The following is an 18334-nucleotide window of genomic DNA, read 5'->3' on the forward strand; positions in this document are numbered from 1 at the left end:
AGTCCCGACCCGCTTCGTTCTTGTGTTCGGCGTCGACGTCTCGACCGCTCCCTGCCGGGTGGCTTTTTACCGCCCCGGCGACATTGGTCCGGGTATGGATCCCGGGGACGTCGAGTACGAACCGGTCAGCGTGAAGGCCGTCCTCGTCGAGATGAAGGACACAGCCGAACTCCTCATCGACCTGGCGTACTCGGCGGTCCTCCACGGGAGCGACGAGGTGGCGGCGGAGGTGCTGGAACTCGAAGAGCGGATGGACGTGTTGCAGTTGCAGGCGCGGATGAGCCTCCTGATGGCCGCACGCAACCCCGAGGACGCCGAGAAGTTGGCGCCGGTCCTCGGCGTCGTCGGCGCCGCCGAGAAGATCAGCGACGCCGCGGGCGACATCGCCAAAGTGGTGTTGGAGGATATCGGCGTCCCCGAGGCGATGCGGACGGCCATCCCGGCGGCCATGGAGACGGTGATCCGTGCCGAGGTAGCTTCCGACTCGACGTACGTCGGCGCCTCGCTCGGCGGCCTGAACCTCGAAACGGAGACCGGCGTCCGGGTGATCGCCCTCCGCCGGGCGGGCGAGTGGATCGTCAACCCGGACCGCGACACCACCTTCGAGGCCGCGGACGTGGCGCTCCTCCGGGGCACCGAGACGGCGCTGTCGGGGGTGTACGAGACGGTCACGGGCGACGCCTACGACCCGCCCGCCCCGGTCGATTCGACCATCGACGACCTGGATCGTGCCGTCGACTCCATCGTCCTCATGAAGAACATGAGCGAACTCGCGGTGGATCTGGCCTACGGCTCCGTCCTCTTCGACAGCGAGGGGGTCGCCGCGGAGGTGGTCGAACTCGAAGCGGAGGTCGACGCTCTGAAATCACGGTTCGAGGCGTGGGTGTTGCGCGCCGCCGGGCGGGTGGAAGACCCCATCACGCTCCGGGGACTCGTCCACCTCGCGAGCGCGACGGAGGTCATCAGCGACGCAGCACTGGAGATCAGCGAGGGCGTCCTCCGGGGACTGGACACCCATCCCGTCGTCGCCGCCGCCGTCGAGGAGTCCGACGAGGTGATCGTGCGGGTGGCCGTGACCGCCGAGACCCCGCTTGCCGACGCCTCGCTCGGTGCTCTCGAGGTGAAGACCGAGACGGGAATGCGCGTCATCGCCGTCCGCCGCGGGGACGGCGACTGGGTGATCTCACCCGGTCCCGAGACGACGGTCCACCCCGACGACGTGTTGATCGCGAAGGGGACACGCGCCGGGGCCGCCCGACTCTCGGAACTCGCGGGCGACGACTTCGCCTAGAGGCGGCGCGAGACGCGGACGGCGGTCGCCGCCGTCAGCGCCGCCGTCACCAGCAGCGCCGTCGCCGACGCGAGGACGACCCCGAGGACGAGAAACCAGCCCTCGGGGCCGATGACGGGGTACCGCTGGGTCCCGGCGTTCGGGCCGAGCAACTCGAACGTGCGGACGAGGTAGACGAGGAGCGCGAGGGCGGTGCCGACGCCGAGTCCGACGGTCGCGTTCCGCCGCACTCGTAGCGCCTCGACGAGTCCCGCCGCAGGCGGTCGATCCGGTCGGTCGTCGCTCACGGTCGTCGTCGGGGCTCCAAGATCAAAGCCCCATCGACCTCCCGGCGCGTGGCGGCCGCTCCGACCGCCGTCGTCCGACCGCCATCGGGCGGGACCGAATCGCTCAAAGGGGACGAGTCCCTGTGTCGGACAATGACTTCGGTGGGAAGCGCGGACGCGTCACCCGGGACGGCCGACACCGGCCGTCTCGAGGTCGGCGAGACGCGCGACGGCAGTCCGTTCGGCCTCCCCGTCGCCGTCGTCGAGGGTGCCCGCGACGGCCCGACGCTCTACGTTCAGGCGGCCAGCGACGGCGACGAACTCAACGGCGTTGGCGTGGTCCAACGCGTCGTCCCGCAGCTCGACCCCGACGAACTCGCGGGGACGGTGATCGTCGTCGGCATCGTCAACTACCACGCCTTCCAGGTGGCCGAACACCGCAACCCCATCGACGATACGAAGATGAACCGGGCGTATCCGGGCGACGAAAACGGCACGTCGAGCGAGCGTATCGCCGCCGCCACCTACGACATCGCCCGGGAGGCCGACCTGATCCTCGATCTCCACCAAGGGTCGACGAGCCGAATGATCGACGAGGTGCGGGTACGGTGTGGACGTCGTCACCAGCTCCACTCCCAGTGTCTCGACCTCGCGAAGACGTTCGGCTGTGGCTACGTCCTCGACCAGAAGGGACCGGACGGCCAGTTGGCCCGCGTCGCCCCCTCGGACGGCGTGCCCGCGATCGATCCCGAACTCGGCGGTGCCGTCGGCTGGGACGAGGACAGCATCGCCACGGGCGTCGAGGGCGTGTTCAACGTGCTCCGTGGCTACGACTTCCTCGACGGCGAGGTCGCCGTCGAGGCCCAGACGCGGGCCAAGGGGTTCGACCAGTACGGCTCCCCGGTCGGCGGCCTCGTCCGCTTCCATCACGACCTCGGGGACCGCGTGACCGCCGACGAGACGCTGTTCGAGGTAACCGACCCCTTCGGCGGGCTCAAGGCCCGGATCACCGCCGACAACGACGGTATCTTCTGGCGCAGTCGCCGCCTCCCGCAGGTCGCCACCGGCGAGTACGTCTGTTCGGTCGGGAAGAACGTCGACAGCTACTGACATGCCCGCGGGCCTCGTCTGTCCGGCGTGTGACCGCACCTACGCCGACCGCTGGCGGTGTCCCTGCGGCGCCCCCCTGGAGTTCGCGTCGCCGCCCCGTCCCGACGGGTCGGCACCCCCCTTCGAGACGTTCGACTCCCGGCGCGGCCTGTGGGCGTTCGACGGTTTCCTGCCCGTCACGGCGGGCGTTACGCTCGGCGAGGGATTCACCCCGCTCGTCGACGCCTCCGCGTGGGACGCGGCGTTCAAACTGGAGTACGTCTCGCCGACGGGGAGTTTCAAGGATCGGGGCGCCGCGACGGTGATCTCCCGGGCGGTCGAACTGGGCGTCGACCGGGTGATCGAGGACTCCTCGGGCAATGCCGGCGCGGCCATCGCGGCCTACGCCGCCAACGCGGGCCTCGACGCCGACGTCTACGTCCCTGCGTCGGTCACGCCGGCGAAACGGCGAGCCATCGAGGCGACGGGCGCGCGGGCGATGGCGGTCGAGGGCGACCGCGAGGCGGTCGCCGACGCGTGTCGGCGGGCCATCGAGGCAGACGAGGGATGGTACGCCAGCCACGCCTGGAACCCCGCCTTCTTCGCCGGCACCGCCACCTTCGGGATCGAACTGGCCGCTCAGCGGGACTGGTCGGCCCCCGACGTCGTCGTCGTCCCGCTGGGTCACGGCACGCTCCTGCTCGGCGCCTACCGCGGGTTCCGCGCGCTCGTCGAGGCGGGGTGGGTCGACGAACTCCCACGTCTCCTGGCGGTGCAGGCGGCCGGCTACGCCCCCGTTGCCGACGACCGGCAGGACGCCTCCGAGGACGGGGGAACGAACGACCTCGCGGACGGCATCCAGATCCGCGAACCGGTCCGGCGCGGGGCCATCGAGGCCGCTCTCGATGCGACGGACGGGGACGCCATCGCGGTCTCGGCCGCCGCAGTCCGGGCGGCCCTGGACGACCTGCTGGAGGCGGGGCTCGGCGTCGAACCGACCGCCGCCGTCGCCCCGGCCGGACTCCGCGCCTATCGTGACCGGGACGCCGTAGACGCCGACGCGGACGTGGTCGTTCCCCTCACCGGCCGTGCGAAGTGACTCACCGGATCTCGTCGATGGCGACGAAGGCGTCGTCGGTCGCCTTGATCCACGCCGTGAGTCGTCGGTCCTCGGGGACCTCCGACGGGTAGATCGTACACTGACTGCCGTCGCAGCCGACGGCCTCGACGGTGTGATCGAGCGTGAACGTCGGCCACCGGTCGAGCGCGGGGCTGTCCACCGTCGCGGGTCGGTCGTCCTCGTGGATCGAACTCACGACGGGTCACTCCGGCGAGGTGTGTCTTGCGTACACATCACACCGACGGTCATGCCCATTCCCCTTCGCCATTCACTGCTTACCGGGGCGGTAACGGCTCATTGAACCGCCGGTGAGCGCGGGGTACGGTCAGCGCTCGGGGTGGACGGGGGCGTCGAACCCGCCCCGGATCAGGGGTTTGGCGACGTGCCGGCGAGCACACGGCGGGACCTCGTACCAGCCTCGGTCGAGTTGACGGTCGAGGGCCCGCGTCACTCGGTCGGATGCGGCCGTCCCGCAGTCCCGACACCGGTAGCCCTGGTCCCGGCCGGCGCTCTCCATCGACCGCTCGCAGTCCGGACACGTCGGGACGACACGCTCGATCGTCACCGGCTCCCGGAGAGCGAACTTCTCGAGTTTGAGCGTGCCGCGTCCCACCTCGCCACAGACCGTGACGCGGTCGCCGGGACGAAGCTCACGCACCCGATCCCGGAACCGCTTGGTGGGTTCGAACGCCACGCAGGGGAGTCGGTCGTCACCGTCACGGATCGTCAGGTGGACGTGGCCGCCCGTCCGGGTTTCGGGGCCGTCGTCGACGACGCCCTCGACCCGGTAGGCCCGCCCGTCCGCGACCGCCCCGACGCGTCCCGGCCGCAGGTGGGCGTCGGTTCCCTGGTTGGTCAGGAACGTCGCCTCGCGCTCGACCGGTTCGCTCTCGATGTCCGCCGCCACGGCCCGGACGGTCTCGGCGTCGTCGCCCCGGATGCCGTAGAGGATGGGCCCGGGTGCCGACGGCACGCAGACGGGTTCGTCCTCGATCCGATCGACCGTGTCCCAGACGTCGGGGTAGGCCGCCCGGGCGGCGTCGAACACCGACTCGCGATCCACCTGCCGTGGCGTCCCACAGCGATCCAGTTCCCGGTAGACGATGTGCTCGTAAGTCCAGTCCGCGAAGGCGCGGCCGGCGCCCACGGCCGCCAGCGCACCGACCACCCCCCGGCCGCCGTCCCAGCCACGGTGACGGTAGCCGAGTTCGCCGATCAGGTCTCGGGCGTCCGCAGGGTCGATTCGCTCCCGGAGCGCCCGACGGGCGAAGTCCGCGACCGGGTCGGGGACGGCGTTGGCCGGTCCCGCCGCGACGACCAGACCGGGGCTCGTCCGCGGATCCTCGACCGCCGCGAGCGCCTCGATTTCGGCGGCTGCGAGGTCGAGGGCTCTGTCGCGTGCGAGGTCCGTTTCGAGGCAGAGCGCCGCGTTGCCCCGGGTCTTCCACTCGACGGCCGGGTTGAGACGGACCAGCCGTCGCTCGGTGACTCGGCCGCCGGCGGCCGCCACGGCCGCGGCGATCCGTGTCGCCACGTAGGTCGTGCACATTCCCCGTTCCCGGGAGTCGGTGTCGTCGAGGCCCACGAGCGTCACGGGTGCGCTACGCCGAGGACCGTTGAAAGCCGTTTCGCGTCCGAACGGGTCGGCCATCCGACACCCAATCGCCGGACGTCGGCCGGATCGCCGACACAACTTATATATGTCGCGGAGCGCTTACTTTTCGGTATGTCACGGTCAGCACTGGTCGGAAACATCACTGCGATGCTCCAAGACGCGGGATTCGTGGTGAGCGACCGGTGTTCGATTCGTCCCAAGAGCTTCGACCTGGCGGCGCGGCGCGGCGACGACCTGCTCTTGGTGAAGATCCTCGCCAACGTCGACGGTCTCGACGCCGAGACCGGCACCGAGATGCGGCGGCTCGGGTCGTATCTCTCGGCGACGCCGCTGGTCATCGGCCTACGAACCCGCGACGAGGAGCTAAAACCGGAGGTGGTGTACTTCCGACACGGCATTCCTGCGATCAACCCGGATACCGCCTTCGATCTGTTCGTCGAGAACGTCCCGCCGCTCATCTACGCGGCGCCCGGTGGCCTCTATGTCAACATCGACGGCGACCTGCTCTCGGACGAACGGGAGGAGCGCGGCTGGAGCCTCGGACGGTTGGCGACCGAACTCGGTGTCTCGCGGCGCACCGTCTCGAAGTACGAGGACGGCATGAACGCCAGCATCGAGGTGGCCATTCAACTCGAAGAGCTGTTCGACCAGCCGTTCAGCGACCCGGTGGACGTGATGGACGGCGCCGAGGGCGTGCGGGAGGCCGATCCGACCCCCGAGGACCCCGCCCTCGACCCGGACGGGGACCACGTCCTCGCCGTCCTCGCCCGCGTCGGCTTCACCGTCCATCCCACGAACCGCGCGCCCTTCACCGCCGTCAGCGAGGACGGCGACCACGAGATCGAGAACCTGCTGACGGGCCACTCCGCGTTCACCCGGAGCGCGGAGAAGCGTGCCCGGATCATGTCCTCGCTCGGCGAGGTGACCCGGACCCGTTCGATCTACGTCACCGAGGAACGCGAGAAGCGCGACGCCGTCGAGGGAACGGCGCTGGTGAGCCAGGAGGAACTCGCCGCCCTCCGGGACGCCGACGACCTCCGGGATCTCATTCTCGAACGCGCCCGGGCGCCGGCAGAGAGTTAGTCCCCGACCGCGTCGCGTCGGAGGCGGTCCGCACTCTGATCGATCACACCGACGAGACGGACGTTCGGCTCGCCGTCGGCGCGCCGCCGGTCGACACCGCCGGGAACGTCGGGGCGTCCGTGGTCGCGGAGCGAGCTATAGTAGCGATTGAAACTGGTTGCTCAGCCGATCGGACGCGGTACTGCGATCGGCTGTGTGATGACTTTCAATCGCTACTATAGTTCTCGGCTTTGGCGCCGTAGGTCTTCTCCAGGTAGGCGACGATGTCGTCGCTCTCGGACATCCCCTCGACGCCGTGGTCGGGGTCGACCAGCACCGGGACGCCGGTCTGTCCGCTCACCTCCTCGACTTCGGTTCGCTCGGCGTGTGCGCGTGGCACCTCGTGGGAGACGTACTCCAGGCCGAGTTCGTCGAGTTTCGTCGTGACTTTCGCACAGTAGGGACAGCCGGGCAGTTCGTAGAGTTCCAGCGATGGCATCGGTATCTCGTACTCGCTCCGTCCTCTTGAGGGCGGCGGCCGTGTGTGCCGCCGCCGCCCCTACGCGAGGGTGTTCGTCCGCACGACGTAGTAGAGAACGAACGCGCCCGCGAGCGCCCAGTGACCGGGACGGATGTCGTCCCACTCGCCGCGCGCGGCCTTCACGATGGGGTAGGTGACGATGCCGGCCGCGATGCCCGTCGCAATGGAGTACGTCAGCGGCATGACCAGGATGGTCATGCCCGCCGGAATCGCGTAGGAGAGGTCGTCCCACGCGATGTCGACGACGTTACCGAGCATCACAACGCCGATGACGACGAGGGCGATGTGAGAGGCATAGAGCGGGATGGCGGCCGCCAGCGGTACGACCGCGAGCGACGCGAGAAAGAGCAGGGCGACCACGAGGGCGGTCATCCCCGTTCGTCCGCCCTCCTCGACGCCCGAGGCCGACTCGATGTACGTCGTCACCGTCGACGTGCCGAGCATCCCGCCGACGGTGGTGCCGACAGCGTCGGCCATCAGCGGCCTGTCGATGCCGGGAAGGTTGCCGTCCTCGTCGAGAAAGCCCGCGATCTGGGCGACGCCAGTGAGCGTCCCCGCGGTGTCGAAGAAGTCGACGAAAAAGAAGGTGAAGACGACCAGCGCGAAGGTGAACGCCTCGATGTCGGCCACCCCGGTAACGAAGGCCCCGGCCAGCGGCGTGATGTCGTAGGTCGCGCTCGGCCCACCCGCGACGAGGGCATTCGCGGCCTCGCTTCCGACGATCCCAGCGTTGGCGACGCCCCACCCCAGTAGCGAGGTGGCGACGATGCCGATGACGATCGAGCCCCTGACCCCGCGGGCGTAGAGCGCGAACGTCAGGAACAGGCCGACGACGGAGACGATGGCCACCGGATCGGAGGCGACCGCCCCCAACTGGACGAGCGTCGCGGGGTCGTCGACGACGATACCCATCGCCTGTAACCCGATGATGGCCAGGAACAGGCCGATCCCCGTGCCGACCGCGAACTTGACCGGTTCGGGGAACGCCCGGATGACGTACTCTCGGGCGCCGGCGGCCGTGAGGGCGATGAAGATGATGCCCTCGACGACGACGGCCGCGAGTGCCGTCTGCCAGGGGATCCCCAGCGCCCCGACGACGGTGAACGCGAAAAAGGCGTTCAGCCCGAGTCCCGGTGCCTGCCCGAACGGGCGGTTCGCGTACAGCGCCATGATCAGCGTCGCCGTCGCCGCCGCGATGATGGTCACCACCGCGAGCATCGACTGGACTTCCGGCAGACTGTATCCCGGGACCGTGATCCCGGGTTTCTCCCCGGGGATTCCGGCGAGGATGCTCGGGTTCACCACGACGATGTAGGACATCGTGAGGAACGTGGTCAGCCCCGCGAGTACCTCCGTCCGGAGGTCCGTCCCGTGCTCTTCGAAACCGAAGTAGTTCGCCAGCGAGTCACTCAGCGCCATGCACGGGTGAGCGTATCCGCAATGTGGGACTTAACGGTTGGCATGCGACGGCCCCGAAATACGAACGAACGTCGATGACGGTCCCCCTCACTCGTCGGCCAGCAGGTCGGTCGCGGTCAGCAGGGCGTCGAGTTCGATGCCGTGGTCGGCGAGCAGTTCCCGGGCGCCCTCTTCGCGGTCGACGACCACCAGTACGCGGTCGACGACGGCGCCCGCCTCGCGGAGCGCCTCGACGGCATCGAGGGCGCTGTTGCCCGTCGTGGCGATGTCCTCGAGGACGACGACCCGTTCGCCCTCGTCCAGTCGACCCTCGATGCGGTTGCCCGTGCCGTACTCCTTGGCCTGCTTGCGGGCGATGACGTAGGGGCGGTCGGTCTCGGCGCTCGTCACCGCCACCAGTGGTACCGCCCCCAGGGCGACGCCAGCGAGTTTCGTCTCCACCTCGTCGATTCGTTCGGCGAACGCCGCGGCGATGAGCCGAAGACATTCGGGATCGGTCTCGAAGAGGTATTTGTCCACGTAGTAGTCGCTCGTCCCACCGTGGGAGAGTTCGAACTCGCCGAACCGCACGGCCTCCGCGTCGCGGAGCGCCGCCACGAGGTCCTGATTCGTCATTAGCACCGTGGGGGCCGCGAACCGACATAAACGGGGCGATTCGCCACGCAAACCGCCGGTGTCAGTGACGGGTTACCACGGTTCGGATTTCAGCCCCAGGAGATACGCCCCGGCGTTCGTGGTGACGTGGAGCAGTGGCGTGGCGAGAGCGATCACCGCCAGCCGCGCGGGCGAGAACGTCGCGAGCGTCCACGTCGGCGCGAGGACGGCCGCGAGGAGGAGCGCCCCGACCACGAAATCGAGTTGGTCGAGGCCGGGGACGGCGGCGCCGCGCTCTCGTCCGAGGCGGCGCTTCAGGAAGGAGGCGCCGATGTCGCCGAGCATCGCGCCGAGAGCCAGGCCGAGGGCCGCCCGGAGCGAGAAGACCGGGAGGTCGGCGCCGAGTGCCCCGGCGGCGCCCGTCCGGACGGCGTTGAGCGCCATCGCGAGGGCGACGCCCGCAACCGTCCCGACGGCCGTGCCGCGCCAGGTCTTGCCGTCGCCCAGGAGGCGACGCCCGTCGACGGTCCGCCCGCCGTCGATGGGGTGGCCGCCCCCGGCGAGGACGGCGGCGTTGTTCGGAACGTACGCCGGCAGCATCGCCCAGAGCGCGCCGGCCACGAGCGAGACGACCATACCTTCCGTTGGTGGGCGATGGATGAAAAGCCCCGGCGGTTCGCGTCGACGGGTGGACACGCTGAAGGTCCCTCCCGTCCACCATCCGGTAATGTCTTCGTGGAGACGCGACGTGGCCAGCGGGCTGGTGGTGCTCGTCCCGATCCTCGTCATCCTGTTCGTCCTCAACTGGCTGTACTCCAAGGTTGCGGAACTTCCCGTCGTCCGAACGCTGCCCCCGCATTACGGCGTCCCGGTCGCCGTCGTGGTGTTCGTCATGCTGGTGCTGTCGATCGGTTACCTGATGCGGACGACGGCCGGCCGCCTGGTCGAACGCGGCCTCGACAGCGCGATGAACCGCGTCCCCCTCATTCGGGTACTGTACAACGCCTCGAAACTCGCCGTCGAGACGGCACTCACTGGCACCGAGGATCTCCAGAAACCGGTCCGGCTGGAAACCTGGCCCGGGATCAACATGACCGCGTTCAAGACGGGGAAGACCACCGCCGACGGAAAGGTGGTGCTGTTCATGCCCACCGCTCCCAACATCACCACCGGATTCGTCATCGAGGTCGATTCCGACCGCATCGAGGAGACCGGTGAGAGCGTCGAGGAAGCACTGACGCGCATCCTCAGTGCCGGGTTCGCCGAGGACGAACACGCACAGGGCATCGACATCGCCGTCGAGGACGCGGGCGCGGAGACGACGACGGAGAGGGACGGGATCGACTAAACGTCGACGTACGTGAACCAGTCGGCGTGGGCGTCCGTCCGCCGCTCCACCAGGTCGAAGAAGGCTTGCTGGATGTCGGTCGTCACCGGTCCGCGGGTACCCTCGCCGACGACGACGTTGTCCACCTTGCGGATCGGCGTGACCTCCGCCGCGGTGCCCGAGAAGAACAGTTCGTCGGCGGTGTTGAGTTCGCCGCGGCTGATCGTCGCGTCGTCGTGGACGGTGTACCCCTGCTCGCGCGCGAGTGTGATGACGGTGTCCCGGGTGATGCCGTCGAGGATACCCTCGGCGAGGCCGGGTGTGTAGATTTCGTCGTCGCGGACGAGAAACAGGTTCTCGCCCGGCCCCTCGGCGACGTTCCCCTCCTCGTTGAGCAGGAGCGCCTCGGTGTACCCCTCGCGTTTGGCCTCCAGACTCGCCAGCACGCTGTTGACGTACGGTCCCGTCGTCTTGGCGTTGGTCGGGATCTGCGAGGAGGCGTACTTCCGCCACGAGGAGACGGTCACTTCGACGCCCTCCTCGAGGGCGTCCTCGCCGAGATACGCACCCCACGGCCAGACCGCGATGGCCACCTTCTCGGGGCAGGTCTCGGGACTCAATCCGAGCATATCGTAGCCGTAGTAGGCGACCGGCCGGATGTAACAGGAGGGGAGTTCCTGTCGGCGGATGAGTTCCGTGGTCGCCTCGGTCAGTTCCTCCCGCTCGAAGGGAATCTCCAAGTTGTAGGGCTTCCCCGACTGGTAGAAGCGGTCCAGATGCTCCTCCCAGCGGAAGATGGCCGGCCCCTCGGCCGTATCGTAACAGCGGACGCCCTCGAAGATGCCCGTCCCGTAGTGGAGGCCGTGTGTGAGGACGTGAACCTCGGCGTCGTCCCAGTCGACGAACTCGCCGTCCATCCAGACGGTGTCGACGTCGCCCGCCTCGCGCATCTCTTCGAAGCCCATCTCACGCACCCTCCGGACGCCGGTGGGTGCTTCCCGTCCGAGTCGCGTCGCGAGAAGTCGTCGTATCGAACAGCATGAGTTGGTGTCATTTGGCCCAATCCGCTCTTAACAGTTTCCGTGCGGGCCGTGGGGTTCGATCCGACCGTAGTGCCGGTCCCCCTCGCTCGACCACGGGAACCCCGCGGCTCCGTCGACTCTCCGTAGCGTGTGGACCGTTGCCGGTCCACGGAAAGAGCGAAAGACGAACGGGATCGTCGCCTGCGTGAGACCGGCGATTCGGTCAGGGTTTCAAATGGTCGCTTGTGGGGTTGAACCCCCCGCTCGCGGAACGCTGCTCGGATCTCTGCCTCGCGTTCCGGACGGACCCGTGTGGGGTCGACCCCCGACGGATTCGACGCGACCGGTTTCGGATCGCCGGGACGAAACGCGACCGCTTCCGGGTCGCCGACGCCGGTCAGGTTAGTTCGTCGACCAGCGCCGCTCCCTCGACGAACGGCAGGTCGTGCCGGCGGGCGTAGGCCAGCGCGTCGGCCGTCGAGAGCGCCTCGCCGGTCTCGTCGTCGAGCATCTCACAGCCGGCGACGGCGGGGGCGACGCCGGCCTCCCGGGCCAGCGCCAGCCCCAGTTCCGTGTGCCCGAGACGCTCGGTCAGGAGGCCGGGCGCCGCTCGCAGGAGGTGGACGTGACCCGGCGTCCGGAACTCCTCGGCGAAGGCCTCGACGTCGTAGCCGTCGTCGTCGCTCGCCTCGCCCAGGCGGCGGATGGTCCGCGCCCGGTCGTCGTCGGTCACGCCGGTGAAACTGTCGCGGTGGTTGACGGTCAGCGAGAACGAGGGCCGGGTATCGTAGTCGAGGTCGGTGTGATCGTTCGCCGGATGGTCGAGTTCCTCGTGGAGGAAGGGGAGGGCGAATCGATCGGCGACGACGGCAGTGAGGGCGACGAAGACGAGGCCGCCACCGTCGTTGCGGAGACGACTCACCGCCGCCGGCGTCACCGCGCTCGCCGGATAGAGCAGGTCCGTCTCCCCTTCGCGGTCGTCCGCGTCGTGGACCAACACCGGCTCCCCCGCACGGAAGGCGGCGACGGCGCGGTCGAGTGCCTCCGTGCCGGCGCTCGTCGACTCCCCGCGACCACGCATCGTTACTCCTCCCCCAGGTGGACCGTCAGAGCGTCACCGTCGGCGAGGGCCAGTTCGTCGCGGAGTTTGTCCGGGGCGATGAGTTCGAGCTGGGTGGCGTCGTGGTGGGTTCGATCGGGAACGATGACGTGAGCTCCGTCGTACGACGCGTCGTCGGTCTCGACCCGGGCCGCGTAGCACGTCGCCGGGCCGAAGGTCCGCTCTTCGTCCTCCCAGCCGTCGATCGGCGTCACGCCACGCTCCAGTGTGTCCATCTCGCCGCGGGTCCGGACGCTCTCTTCGGTCAGTTCGAGGTTGAGCGTGCCGGGGAACGGCTCGTAGCCGAGTCGGTCGCGGAACTGCGTCATGTATCCGGACAGCGAGATGTAGTGACGGCCCTCGCCCATGCCGCTCGTGATGGTGCCGTCGAGCGATAGCGCCGTGTCGTCCTCGAACAGGCGCCGATAGTCGGCGTACTCTCCCCGAAGCGCGGCCGTCCCCGCGTCGGTGAGGGCGACGAACTGTCCGTCGGCAAGCACCTCGCGATCCAGGAGGCCGGCGTCGTCCAGTCGCTGAAGCCGCCGTGAGGCGGTCTGGGCCGACGTGTCGAGTCGGTCGGCCAGGCCGGAACAGGAGACCTTCGTCCGTCCCGACAGCCCGCCGTCGAGTCCGATTCGCTTCAGCGCGGCGAGTTCGTCGTGGCTCACCGACGACGCCGCTACGCTCTCTGCCATACCCCGGTTTGTCGCTCGTCGCGTATAAGCATATCGAATATGAGAAGCATAACGAAAACGTGATGATTGCTCCACGTCACGTCTTGGTCGACCGAAGGTAGCGACCGTGGCGGCCTAAACGCGTCGGTGAATCGCCCCCCGACGGGTGACTCGGCCGCCCCGCTCCCCGCGTCACACCAACGGAACGGTGCCGGCGATCAGCGACCCGCCGACCGCCGACACTGCGAACGCACCGATACCGAGCGCGAGCAACAGAAACAGCAGTACCCACCAGAGCGGAACCGCGTTCGACTCTTGCATACTCCACCGTCGTCGTGGCGTCCTCAAAGAACTTCCCGTTCAGCCCAGGAGCCAGCGGAGGAATCCGGTTCGCTCGCTCCCGTCGTCGTCCTCGCTCTCGACGGTGACCACCTCCTCGTCGTCGGAATCGTCGTCGCTCGGCGTGTCGCCACGGTCCATCGCGGCCGCGGGGGTGTCGTCCGTCGAGTCTTCCGCACCCACCGCGATTCCGGCTTCCTCGTCGATCCCGGCGGCGTCCGTCTCCCCGTCGCGGGCCATCTTCTCGGCGTCGGCGACGACCACCCCGTCCGCGTCGGCAGTCGGTCCGGAAGCGGGTTCGTCGGCCGCCGCCGGGCCGAGCGAGTCGTCCCCGACCAACTCGACGGCGAGCCGACGGTAGGCGTCGGTTGCAGGGGCGTTCGGGGCGGCAGTGACCAGCGGCTCGCCGGCCTCGGCGGCGGCGGACACCGCCGGATCGTCGGGGACCGTTCCACGGACCGTGACACCGAGTCGGTCGGCGACGGTGCCGGCGTCACCGCCTTGTGACCGACCACCCCGGGAACGCCCTTCCCCCTTCCCGGCCGACGCGCGCGTCGCTACGGCACCCCACACGGGCGTTCCAAACCGGTCGGCCACCTCGCGGGTCTTCGCCGTATCGCCCAGCGCCCCCCGTTCGGCCGTCGACACCAGTACCACTTCGTCGACCACCCGGAGGGGCTCGACGCTGTCGTGGCTCAGTCCCGCCGAGGTGTCGAGGAGGACGATCTCCGTATCGAGGTCGTCGAGGAGCGTCGAGAGCGCGCCCGGATCGCCGGTCGCGAAATCGTCGAGGTCGTCCGACACTGGGAGCACCGACAGGCCGACCGGGCCCTCGCGGATGGCCGCGTCCACCGTCGCCGTCCCCGCGAGCACGTCGTTGACCGTCGGTCCCGCGTCGACGTCGACACCGAGGACGCCCGCCAGGTTCCCCATCCCGAGATCGGCGTCCACGACGACCGTCTCGTGGCCCCCCTCCGCGAGGACGGCCCCGAGGTTGGCCACCGTGGTGGTCTTGCCGACGCCACCCTTTCCACTGGCGACCGCGTACACCCGGCTCATAGGTCGTCAGAAACCTCCGCCGACGAGCATATAACTCTACTCCCCGGGCCGACCGCTCACCGTCGCACCTTCGTCGGTCGCTCGGCCCGGATGAAGGGTTCTTCCCCGTCGCCTCCGGCGAACGCCACACCGCCCTCGGCGGGCCGCGTGACCGTCCACGTCGGCAGTTCGGGGATGTCGTAGTCCGTCGGATCACGGTACCGGAACGCGACGGTCCACGCGCGGGCCCGCATGGGTGACGCCGCCCGCGGTGAGCCCCGCTCCGCCGATCCGTCGCGTCGCCTGGTGTCTTCGACCATGTTTTTAGGCAAGCCTAAACTGGCATAATCGTTCTGTTTTAGGCTGGGCTAAAACAAGAAGTCACGAACACGAGGCGGGGTCGTCGGGCCGTCTTTGCCCAGTCAAAGGTTACTTAGCCGCGGGACGGGCTAGGGACACCAATGAGTACCGACACGCAGGACGCCGACGATGACCGTCGGAAATACGAGTTCCGGAGGGTCATCGAGGATCTCAAGGAGTACGAGGGCTCCGGCACCCAACTCGTCACTATCTACATTCCGCCGGACAAACAGATATCCGACGTCGTCGCCCACGTCACCCAGGAGCATTCGGAGGCGAGCAACATCAAGTCCAAGCAGACCCGGACGAACGTTCAGGACGCGCTGACGAGCATCAAGGACCGCCTCCGCTACTACGACACCTACCCCCCGGACAACGGCATCGTGATCTTCAGCGGCGCCGTCGACGCCGGCGGCGGCCAGACCGACATGGTCACGAAGGTTCTGGAGAGCCCGCCAGATCCCATCCAGTCTTTCCGGTACCACTGTGACTCCGACTTCCTCACCGAACCCCTGGAGGGGATGCTCTCGGATAAGGGGCTGTTCGGCCTGATCGTCCTCGATCGCCGCGAGGCGAACGTCGGGTGGCTGAAAGGCAAGCGCGTCGAACCCGTCAAGTCCGCCTCCTCGCTCGTTCCCGGCAAGCAGCGGAAGGGTGGCCAGTCGGCCCAGCGGTTCGCCCGTCTCCGCCTGGAGGCCATCGACAACTTCTACCAGGAGGTCGCGGAGATGGCCAACGACCTGTTCGTCCCCCAGCGCCACGATCTCGACGGCATCCTCGTCGGCGGCCCTTCGCCGACGAAAGACGAATTTCTGGACGGCGACTACCTCCACCACGAACTCCAGGACCACGTGGTCGGCAAGTTCGACGTGTCCTACACCGACGAGTCGGGACTCTACGACCTCGTCGACGCCGCACAGGACGTCCTCGCCGACCAGGAGGTGATGAAGGACAAAAAGCAGATGGAGGAGTTCTTCGAGAACCTCCACACCGGCGACCTCGCCACCTACGGGTTCGAACAGACCCGTCGCAACCTGGTGATGGGCTCCGTCGACCGTCTGCTCATCAGCGAGGACCTCCGAAAGGACGTGGTGGTGTTCGACTGCGACGGCCAGGAGGAGTTCGAAGTGATCGACCGGCGACACTCGACGCCCGATCACGAGTGTGCGGACGGGAGCGAGGCCGAGGTTCAGGAGCGCGAGGACGTGATCGAACACCTGATGACCATCGCCGAACAGCGCGGCACCGAGACGAAGTTCATCAGCACGGACTTCGAGAAGGGTGAACAGCTCTACGACGCGTTCGGCGGTATCGCCGGCATTCTTCGGTACTCCACCGGCATCTAACCGCGTAACCGCGTCGTTTTTTGGGCTCCCGAGTCGCACTCCCGACCGAATGTCGCTCCCCCGCCGACTGCTCGCCCGCCGCCACGACCGCCCCCTGTTCGTCGTCGTCGCCCTCCTCGCACTCGTCGCCATCGGCACGTATCCCGCCGTCGACTGGTACCTCCGCTCGGTCGGCATCGCCCCGCGCTTTGGCTTCTGGGACTTCGGCGCCTACTCCAGTGCCGTCGACCGCTGGACGGCCGGCGAGTCGCTGTACGCTCCGAACGACGACGGCGGCTACCACGGGAGCTACCTCTACCCGCCCGTCGCGTTGCTCGCGTTCGCCCCCTTCCTCCTCGCGCTCCCTTTCCGTCCGGCCGCCCTCCTGTGGACCGTCTGTACGGTCGCACTCCTCTGGCTTGCGATCCAGCGCCTCGTCACCGCCCTCGGCGTCCGCCTTCGGCCGTGGGAGCGCCTCGCTGTCCTGCCGCTCGTCGCCGGCTTCCAGCCCGTACTCCTCTCGATGAAACTCGGGCAGACCGCGGCCGCCCTCGGCGCGCTTCTCACGTTCGCGGCGGCGGCATCGCTCCGCGGACGGTCGCATCTCAGCGGCGCGCTCACTGCCTGCTGTGGCGTGATCAAACTCCCCTACGCCCCGGCGGGCGCCCACCTCCTCGGCGACCGCGACCGGTTCGTCGGCGCCGTCGGCGGCGGCCTCGTGCTCTTTCTCCTGTCCCTTTTCGCGTTCGGCATCGACGCCCACCGCACCTTCCTCGACGTGCTCGCGTGGGGGATCGACGAGGGGAGCGTCGCCCGGTCGCCGCGAATCTGGCTGCCGCCGTACTACCGACCGCTGTACGACCTCCCCCACTCGCTGGCGATTCGCCTCCTCGCCAGTCTCGCCATCGTCGGCGGCGTCCTCCGTGCCCCGACCGACGCCGTCCGGGAGTCGACCGCGCTTGGCTTCGCCGCCGTTCCGCTGCTCGCACCGCTAACGTACGCCTACTACTTCGTCGCCGCACTCCCCGCCGTCGTCCTGCTCGTGGCCGCCGAACTCGACCGCCCGGACGGCGTTCCGGCGGTCCCCGTCGTCGGCCTGTTGCTCCTGCACGGTCACTCATACGGGCTCCGGACGGCGGGGCGGACGGCCCCCGAGTGGGTCCCCGCCCTCCTGCTCCAACCCGGGCTCTGGGGGAATCTCCTCCTCGTCGGCCTCGCGGCCGCCCGGGTCGCCACAGCCGGTGGCTCCGTCTCGATCCGCTCGCTCGCATCAATGGCTGGACGGCGTGAGGACTAGCGGAGCATCTCCGCCAACTGGTGACGCCGCCGGTCGACGTCGACGTGAGGATCGATCCCCTCCTCGGCCGCGAGCCGATCGAGCGTCAACAGGACGTCCGCCCCCGCCCGCTCGGCGTACGCACAGCAGTCGTCGATGTCGTCACGTCGGAGGGCCAGCGAGTTGAGTAGGCCGAGCGACAGCGCCAGCGCGGCCCCTGCCTCGCCGTCCGGGAAGGCGGAGTGGACGGCCGCGAAGTCGGACGGACCGTCGACGGCGTCCCCGCCGACTGCATGGGTCCGCAGACAGTTCGTACAGATGGCCGCGTGCCCGCCCGATCCGGGGGCGTGCTCGCGGAGCGCCGACGGCACGGCGAACGCGACGGTGTGCGCACCGCAGACCGGACACGTCATGGTCCCGCTCTCACTCCCGTCCGCTCCCACCTCGCCGCGTGCCACCGGGACGTCCCGCCGGCTGACCCTGGATCGTTGCACATGGCTCGTCGTGACGGGGCGTGGCCGGAAAAGCTAGAGGACGACCCAGAGGTTGACGCCGACCGCGCCGATCCACGGGACGGCCAGTCCGGCGAGGTTGAGGCGTCCCAGGTGTCTCGGCAGCAGGAGCCACCCGGCGAGTCCGATCAGCAGGGCCGGGGCCTTGAGGAACGCCAGAGCGGCGTAGCCGAAGAGATCGAGGCCGAACAACATGACCGGGTTCCGTTCGAGCAGCCCCTGTTTCAGGCCGTAGATCGTCAGGCCGATATCTGCCAGCATCGCGACGATCACGAGTCCCCAGAGCTGTACGTCGCGTCGCTCCAGCGCGTACGACGGTGACAGCCGTCCATCCCCGAGACGAATGTCCATCCCGACATCGTCGG

22 protein-coding genes are annotated in these 18334 nt (G+C 68.8%); 7 read left to right on the plus strand and 15 right to left on the minus strand.

The features are described 5' to 3' along the window. Positions 1-94: 94 nt before the first annotated feature. A complete protein-coding gene (locus NBT82_RS16435; RefSeq protein ID WP_251329178.1) occupies positions 95-1291 on the plus strand; it encodes a potassium channel family protein in 1197 nt (398 codons plus the stop codon). Here NBT82_RS16435 and NBT82_RS16440 read toward each other — a convergent pair. After that, positions 1288-1578, minus strand: a complete 291-nt coding sequence (locus NBT82_RS16440) for a DUF7536 family protein (protein WP_251329179.1) — start codon at positions 1576-1578, stop codon at positions 1288-1290. The two genes, NBT82_RS16435 and NBT82_RS16440, sit on opposite strands and share 4 nt — an antisense overlap. 132 nt (positions 1579-1710) lie before the next feature. Between NBT82_RS16440 and NBT82_RS16445 the strand changes: the two genes are divergently transcribed. Both NBT82_RS16445 and NBT82_RS16450 read left to right on the plus strand, forming a co-directional pair. Further along, positions 1711-2667 (plus strand): succinylglutamate desuccinylase/aspartoacylase family protein, encoded by a 957-nt coding sequence (locus NBT82_RS16445; protein WP_251329180.1) that lies wholly within the window; start codon positions 1711-1713, stop codon positions 2665-2667. A gap of 1 nt (position 2668) precedes the next feature. Beyond that, on the plus strand, positions 2669-3745 hold the full coding sequence (locus tag NBT82_RS16450) for a pyridoxal-phosphate dependent enzyme (protein ID WP_251329181.1): 1077 nt from the start codon (positions 2669-2671) through the stop codon (positions 3743-3745). A gap of 1 nt (position 3746) precedes the next feature. On the opposite strand, the gene NBT82_RS16455 is transcribed toward NBT82_RS16450, so the two are convergent. Together NBT82_RS16455 and NBT82_RS16460 are read right to left on the minus strand one after the other, a co-directional pair. Then, the gene (locus tag NBT82_RS16455; RefSeq protein WP_251329182.1) at positions 3747-3962 is read right to left on the minus strand and encodes a DUF7511 domain-containing protein; all 216 of its coding nucleotides are present in this window, start codon (positions 3960-3962) and stop codon (positions 3747-3749) included. Between the two features lie 129 nt (positions 3963-4091). Further along, complete coding sequence (locus NBT82_RS16460; RefSeq protein ID WP_251329183.1) at positions 4092-5360, minus strand: tRNA(Ile)(2)-agmatinylcytidine synthase; 1269 nt, start codon at positions 5358-5360, stop codon at positions 4092-4094. 132 nt (positions 5361-5492) lie between these two features. Here NBT82_RS16460 and NBT82_RS16465 point away from each other — a divergent pair, with 132 nt between their 5' ends. After that, entirely contained in the window at positions 5493-6464 is a 972-nt protein-coding gene (locus NBT82_RS16465) for a transcriptional regulator (protein WP_251329184.1), read from the plus strand. A gap of 205 nt (positions 6465-6669) precedes the next feature. Here NBT82_RS16465 and NBT82_RS16470 read toward each other — a convergent pair whose 3' ends face one another. The 4 genes from NBT82_RS16470 to NBT82_RS16485 all read right to left on the minus strand — a co-directional run bounded on the left by NBT82_RS16470 (position 6670) and on the right by NBT82_RS16485 (position 9633). Next, entirely contained in the window at positions 6670-6942 is a 273-nt protein-coding gene (locus tag NBT82_RS16470) for a glutathione S-transferase N-terminal domain-containing protein (protein WP_251329185.1), read from the minus strand. Between the two features lie 60 nt (positions 6943-7002). Continuing rightward, positions 7003-8403: an NCS2 family permease gene (locus NBT82_RS16475; RefSeq protein WP_251329186.1), complete on the minus strand. Its 1401-nt coding sequence runs from the start codon at positions 8401-8403 to the stop codon at positions 7003-7005. An 87-nt stretch (positions 8404-8490) separates the two neighbouring features. Next, on the minus strand, positions 8491-9018 hold the full coding sequence (pyrE, locus tag NBT82_RS16480) for an orotate phosphoribosyltransferase (RefSeq protein ID WP_251329187.1): 528 nt from the start codon (positions 9016-9018) through the stop codon (positions 8491-8493). Positions 9019-9090: 72 nt separating this feature from the next. After that, positions 9091-9633: a CDP-2,3-bis-(O-geranylgeranyl)-sn-glycerol synthase gene (locus tag NBT82_RS16485; RefSeq protein WP_251329188.1), complete on the minus strand. Its 543-nt coding sequence runs from the start codon at positions 9631-9633 to the stop codon at positions 9091-9093. Positions 9634-9724: 91 nt separating this feature from the next. Between NBT82_RS16485 and NBT82_RS16490 the strand changes: the two genes are divergently transcribed. Continuing rightward, positions 9725-10345 carry a DUF502 domain-containing protein gene (locus NBT82_RS16490; protein ID WP_251329189.1) on the plus strand — a complete coding sequence of 207 codons (621 nt, stop codon included), beginning with the start codon at positions 9725-9727 and terminating at the stop codon, positions 10343-10345. Here the strand turns inward: NBT82_RS16490 and NBT82_RS16495 are convergent. The 6 genes from NBT82_RS16495 to NBT82_RS16515 all read right to left on the minus strand — a co-directional run bounded on the left by NBT82_RS16495 (position 10342) and on the right by NBT82_RS16515 (position 14816). Next, on the minus strand, positions 10342-11289 hold the full coding sequence (locus NBT82_RS16495) for a branched-chain amino acid transaminase (RefSeq protein ID WP_251329190.1): 948 nt from the start codon (positions 11287-11289) through the stop codon (positions 10342-10344). The genes NBT82_RS16490 and NBT82_RS16495 overlap by 4 nt on opposite strands. Before the next feature lie 454 nt (positions 11290-11743). Then, the gene (gene ribB, locus NBT82_RS16500; RefSeq protein WP_251329191.1) at positions 11744-12427 is read right to left on the minus strand and encodes a 3,4-dihydroxy-2-butanone-4-phosphate synthase; all 684 of its coding nucleotides are present in this window, start codon (positions 12425-12427) and stop codon (positions 11744-11746) included. Between the two features lie 2 nt (positions 12428-12429). Continuing rightward, positions 12430-13140 (minus strand): DUF120 domain-containing protein, encoded by a 711-nt coding sequence (locus NBT82_RS16505; protein WP_251329192.1) that lies wholly within the window; start codon positions 13138-13140, stop codon positions 12430-12432. Positions 13141-13311: 171 nt separating this feature from the next. Continuing rightward, the gene (locus NBT82_RS20075) at positions 13312-13440 is read right to left on the minus strand and encodes a hypothetical protein (RefSeq protein WP_256476641.1); all 129 of its coding nucleotides are present in this window, start codon (positions 13438-13440) and stop codon (positions 13312-13314) included. A gap of 39 nt (positions 13441-13479) precedes the next feature. Further along, a complete protein-coding gene (locus tag NBT82_RS16510; RefSeq protein WP_251329193.1) occupies positions 13480-14517 on the minus strand; it encodes a P-loop NTPase in 1038 nt (345 codons plus the stop codon). A gap of 56 nt (positions 14518-14573) precedes the next feature. Beyond that, on the minus strand, positions 14574-14816 hold the full coding sequence (locus NBT82_RS16515; protein ID WP_251329194.1) for a hypothetical protein: 243 nt from the start codon (positions 14814-14816) through the stop codon (positions 14574-14576). A 141-nt stretch (positions 14817-14957) separates the two neighbouring features. Here NBT82_RS16515 and prf1 point away from each other — a divergent pair, with 141 nt between their 5' ends. Both prf1 and NBT82_RS16525 read left to right on the plus strand, forming a co-directional pair. Beyond that, positions 14958-16202 (plus strand): peptide chain release factor aRF-1, encoded by a 1245-nt coding sequence (gene prf1, locus NBT82_RS16520; protein ID WP_251329195.1) that lies wholly within the window; start codon positions 14958-14960, stop codon positions 16200-16202. Positions 16203-16251: 49 nt separating this feature from the next. Beyond that, positions 16252-17478 carry a glycosyltransferase family 87 protein gene (locus NBT82_RS16525; RefSeq protein WP_251329196.1) on the plus strand — a complete coding sequence of 409 codons (1227 nt, stop codon included), beginning with the start codon at positions 16252-16254 and terminating at the stop codon, positions 17476-17478. Here NBT82_RS16525 and NBT82_RS16530 read toward each other — a convergent pair. After that, positions 17475-17951 (minus strand): DUF6276 family protein, encoded by a 477-nt coding sequence (locus NBT82_RS16530; protein ID WP_345780660.1) that lies wholly within the window; start codon positions 17949-17951, stop codon positions 17475-17477. The two genes, NBT82_RS16525 and NBT82_RS16530, sit on opposite strands and share 4 nt — an antisense overlap. A gap of 33 nt (positions 17952-17984) precedes the next feature. After that, positions 17985-18320, minus strand: coding sequence for a hypothetical protein (locus tag NBT82_RS16535; RefSeq protein WP_251329197.1), 336 nt, complete (start codon positions 18318-18320; stop codon positions 17985-17987). Positions 18321-18334 lie beyond the last annotated feature (14 nt).

It is taken from the genome of Haloplanus sp. HW8-1, assembly GCF_023703795.1.
Taxonomy (GTDB): Archaea; Halobacteriota; Halobacteria; order Halobacteriales; family Haloferacaceae; genus Haloplanus; species Haloplanus pelagicus.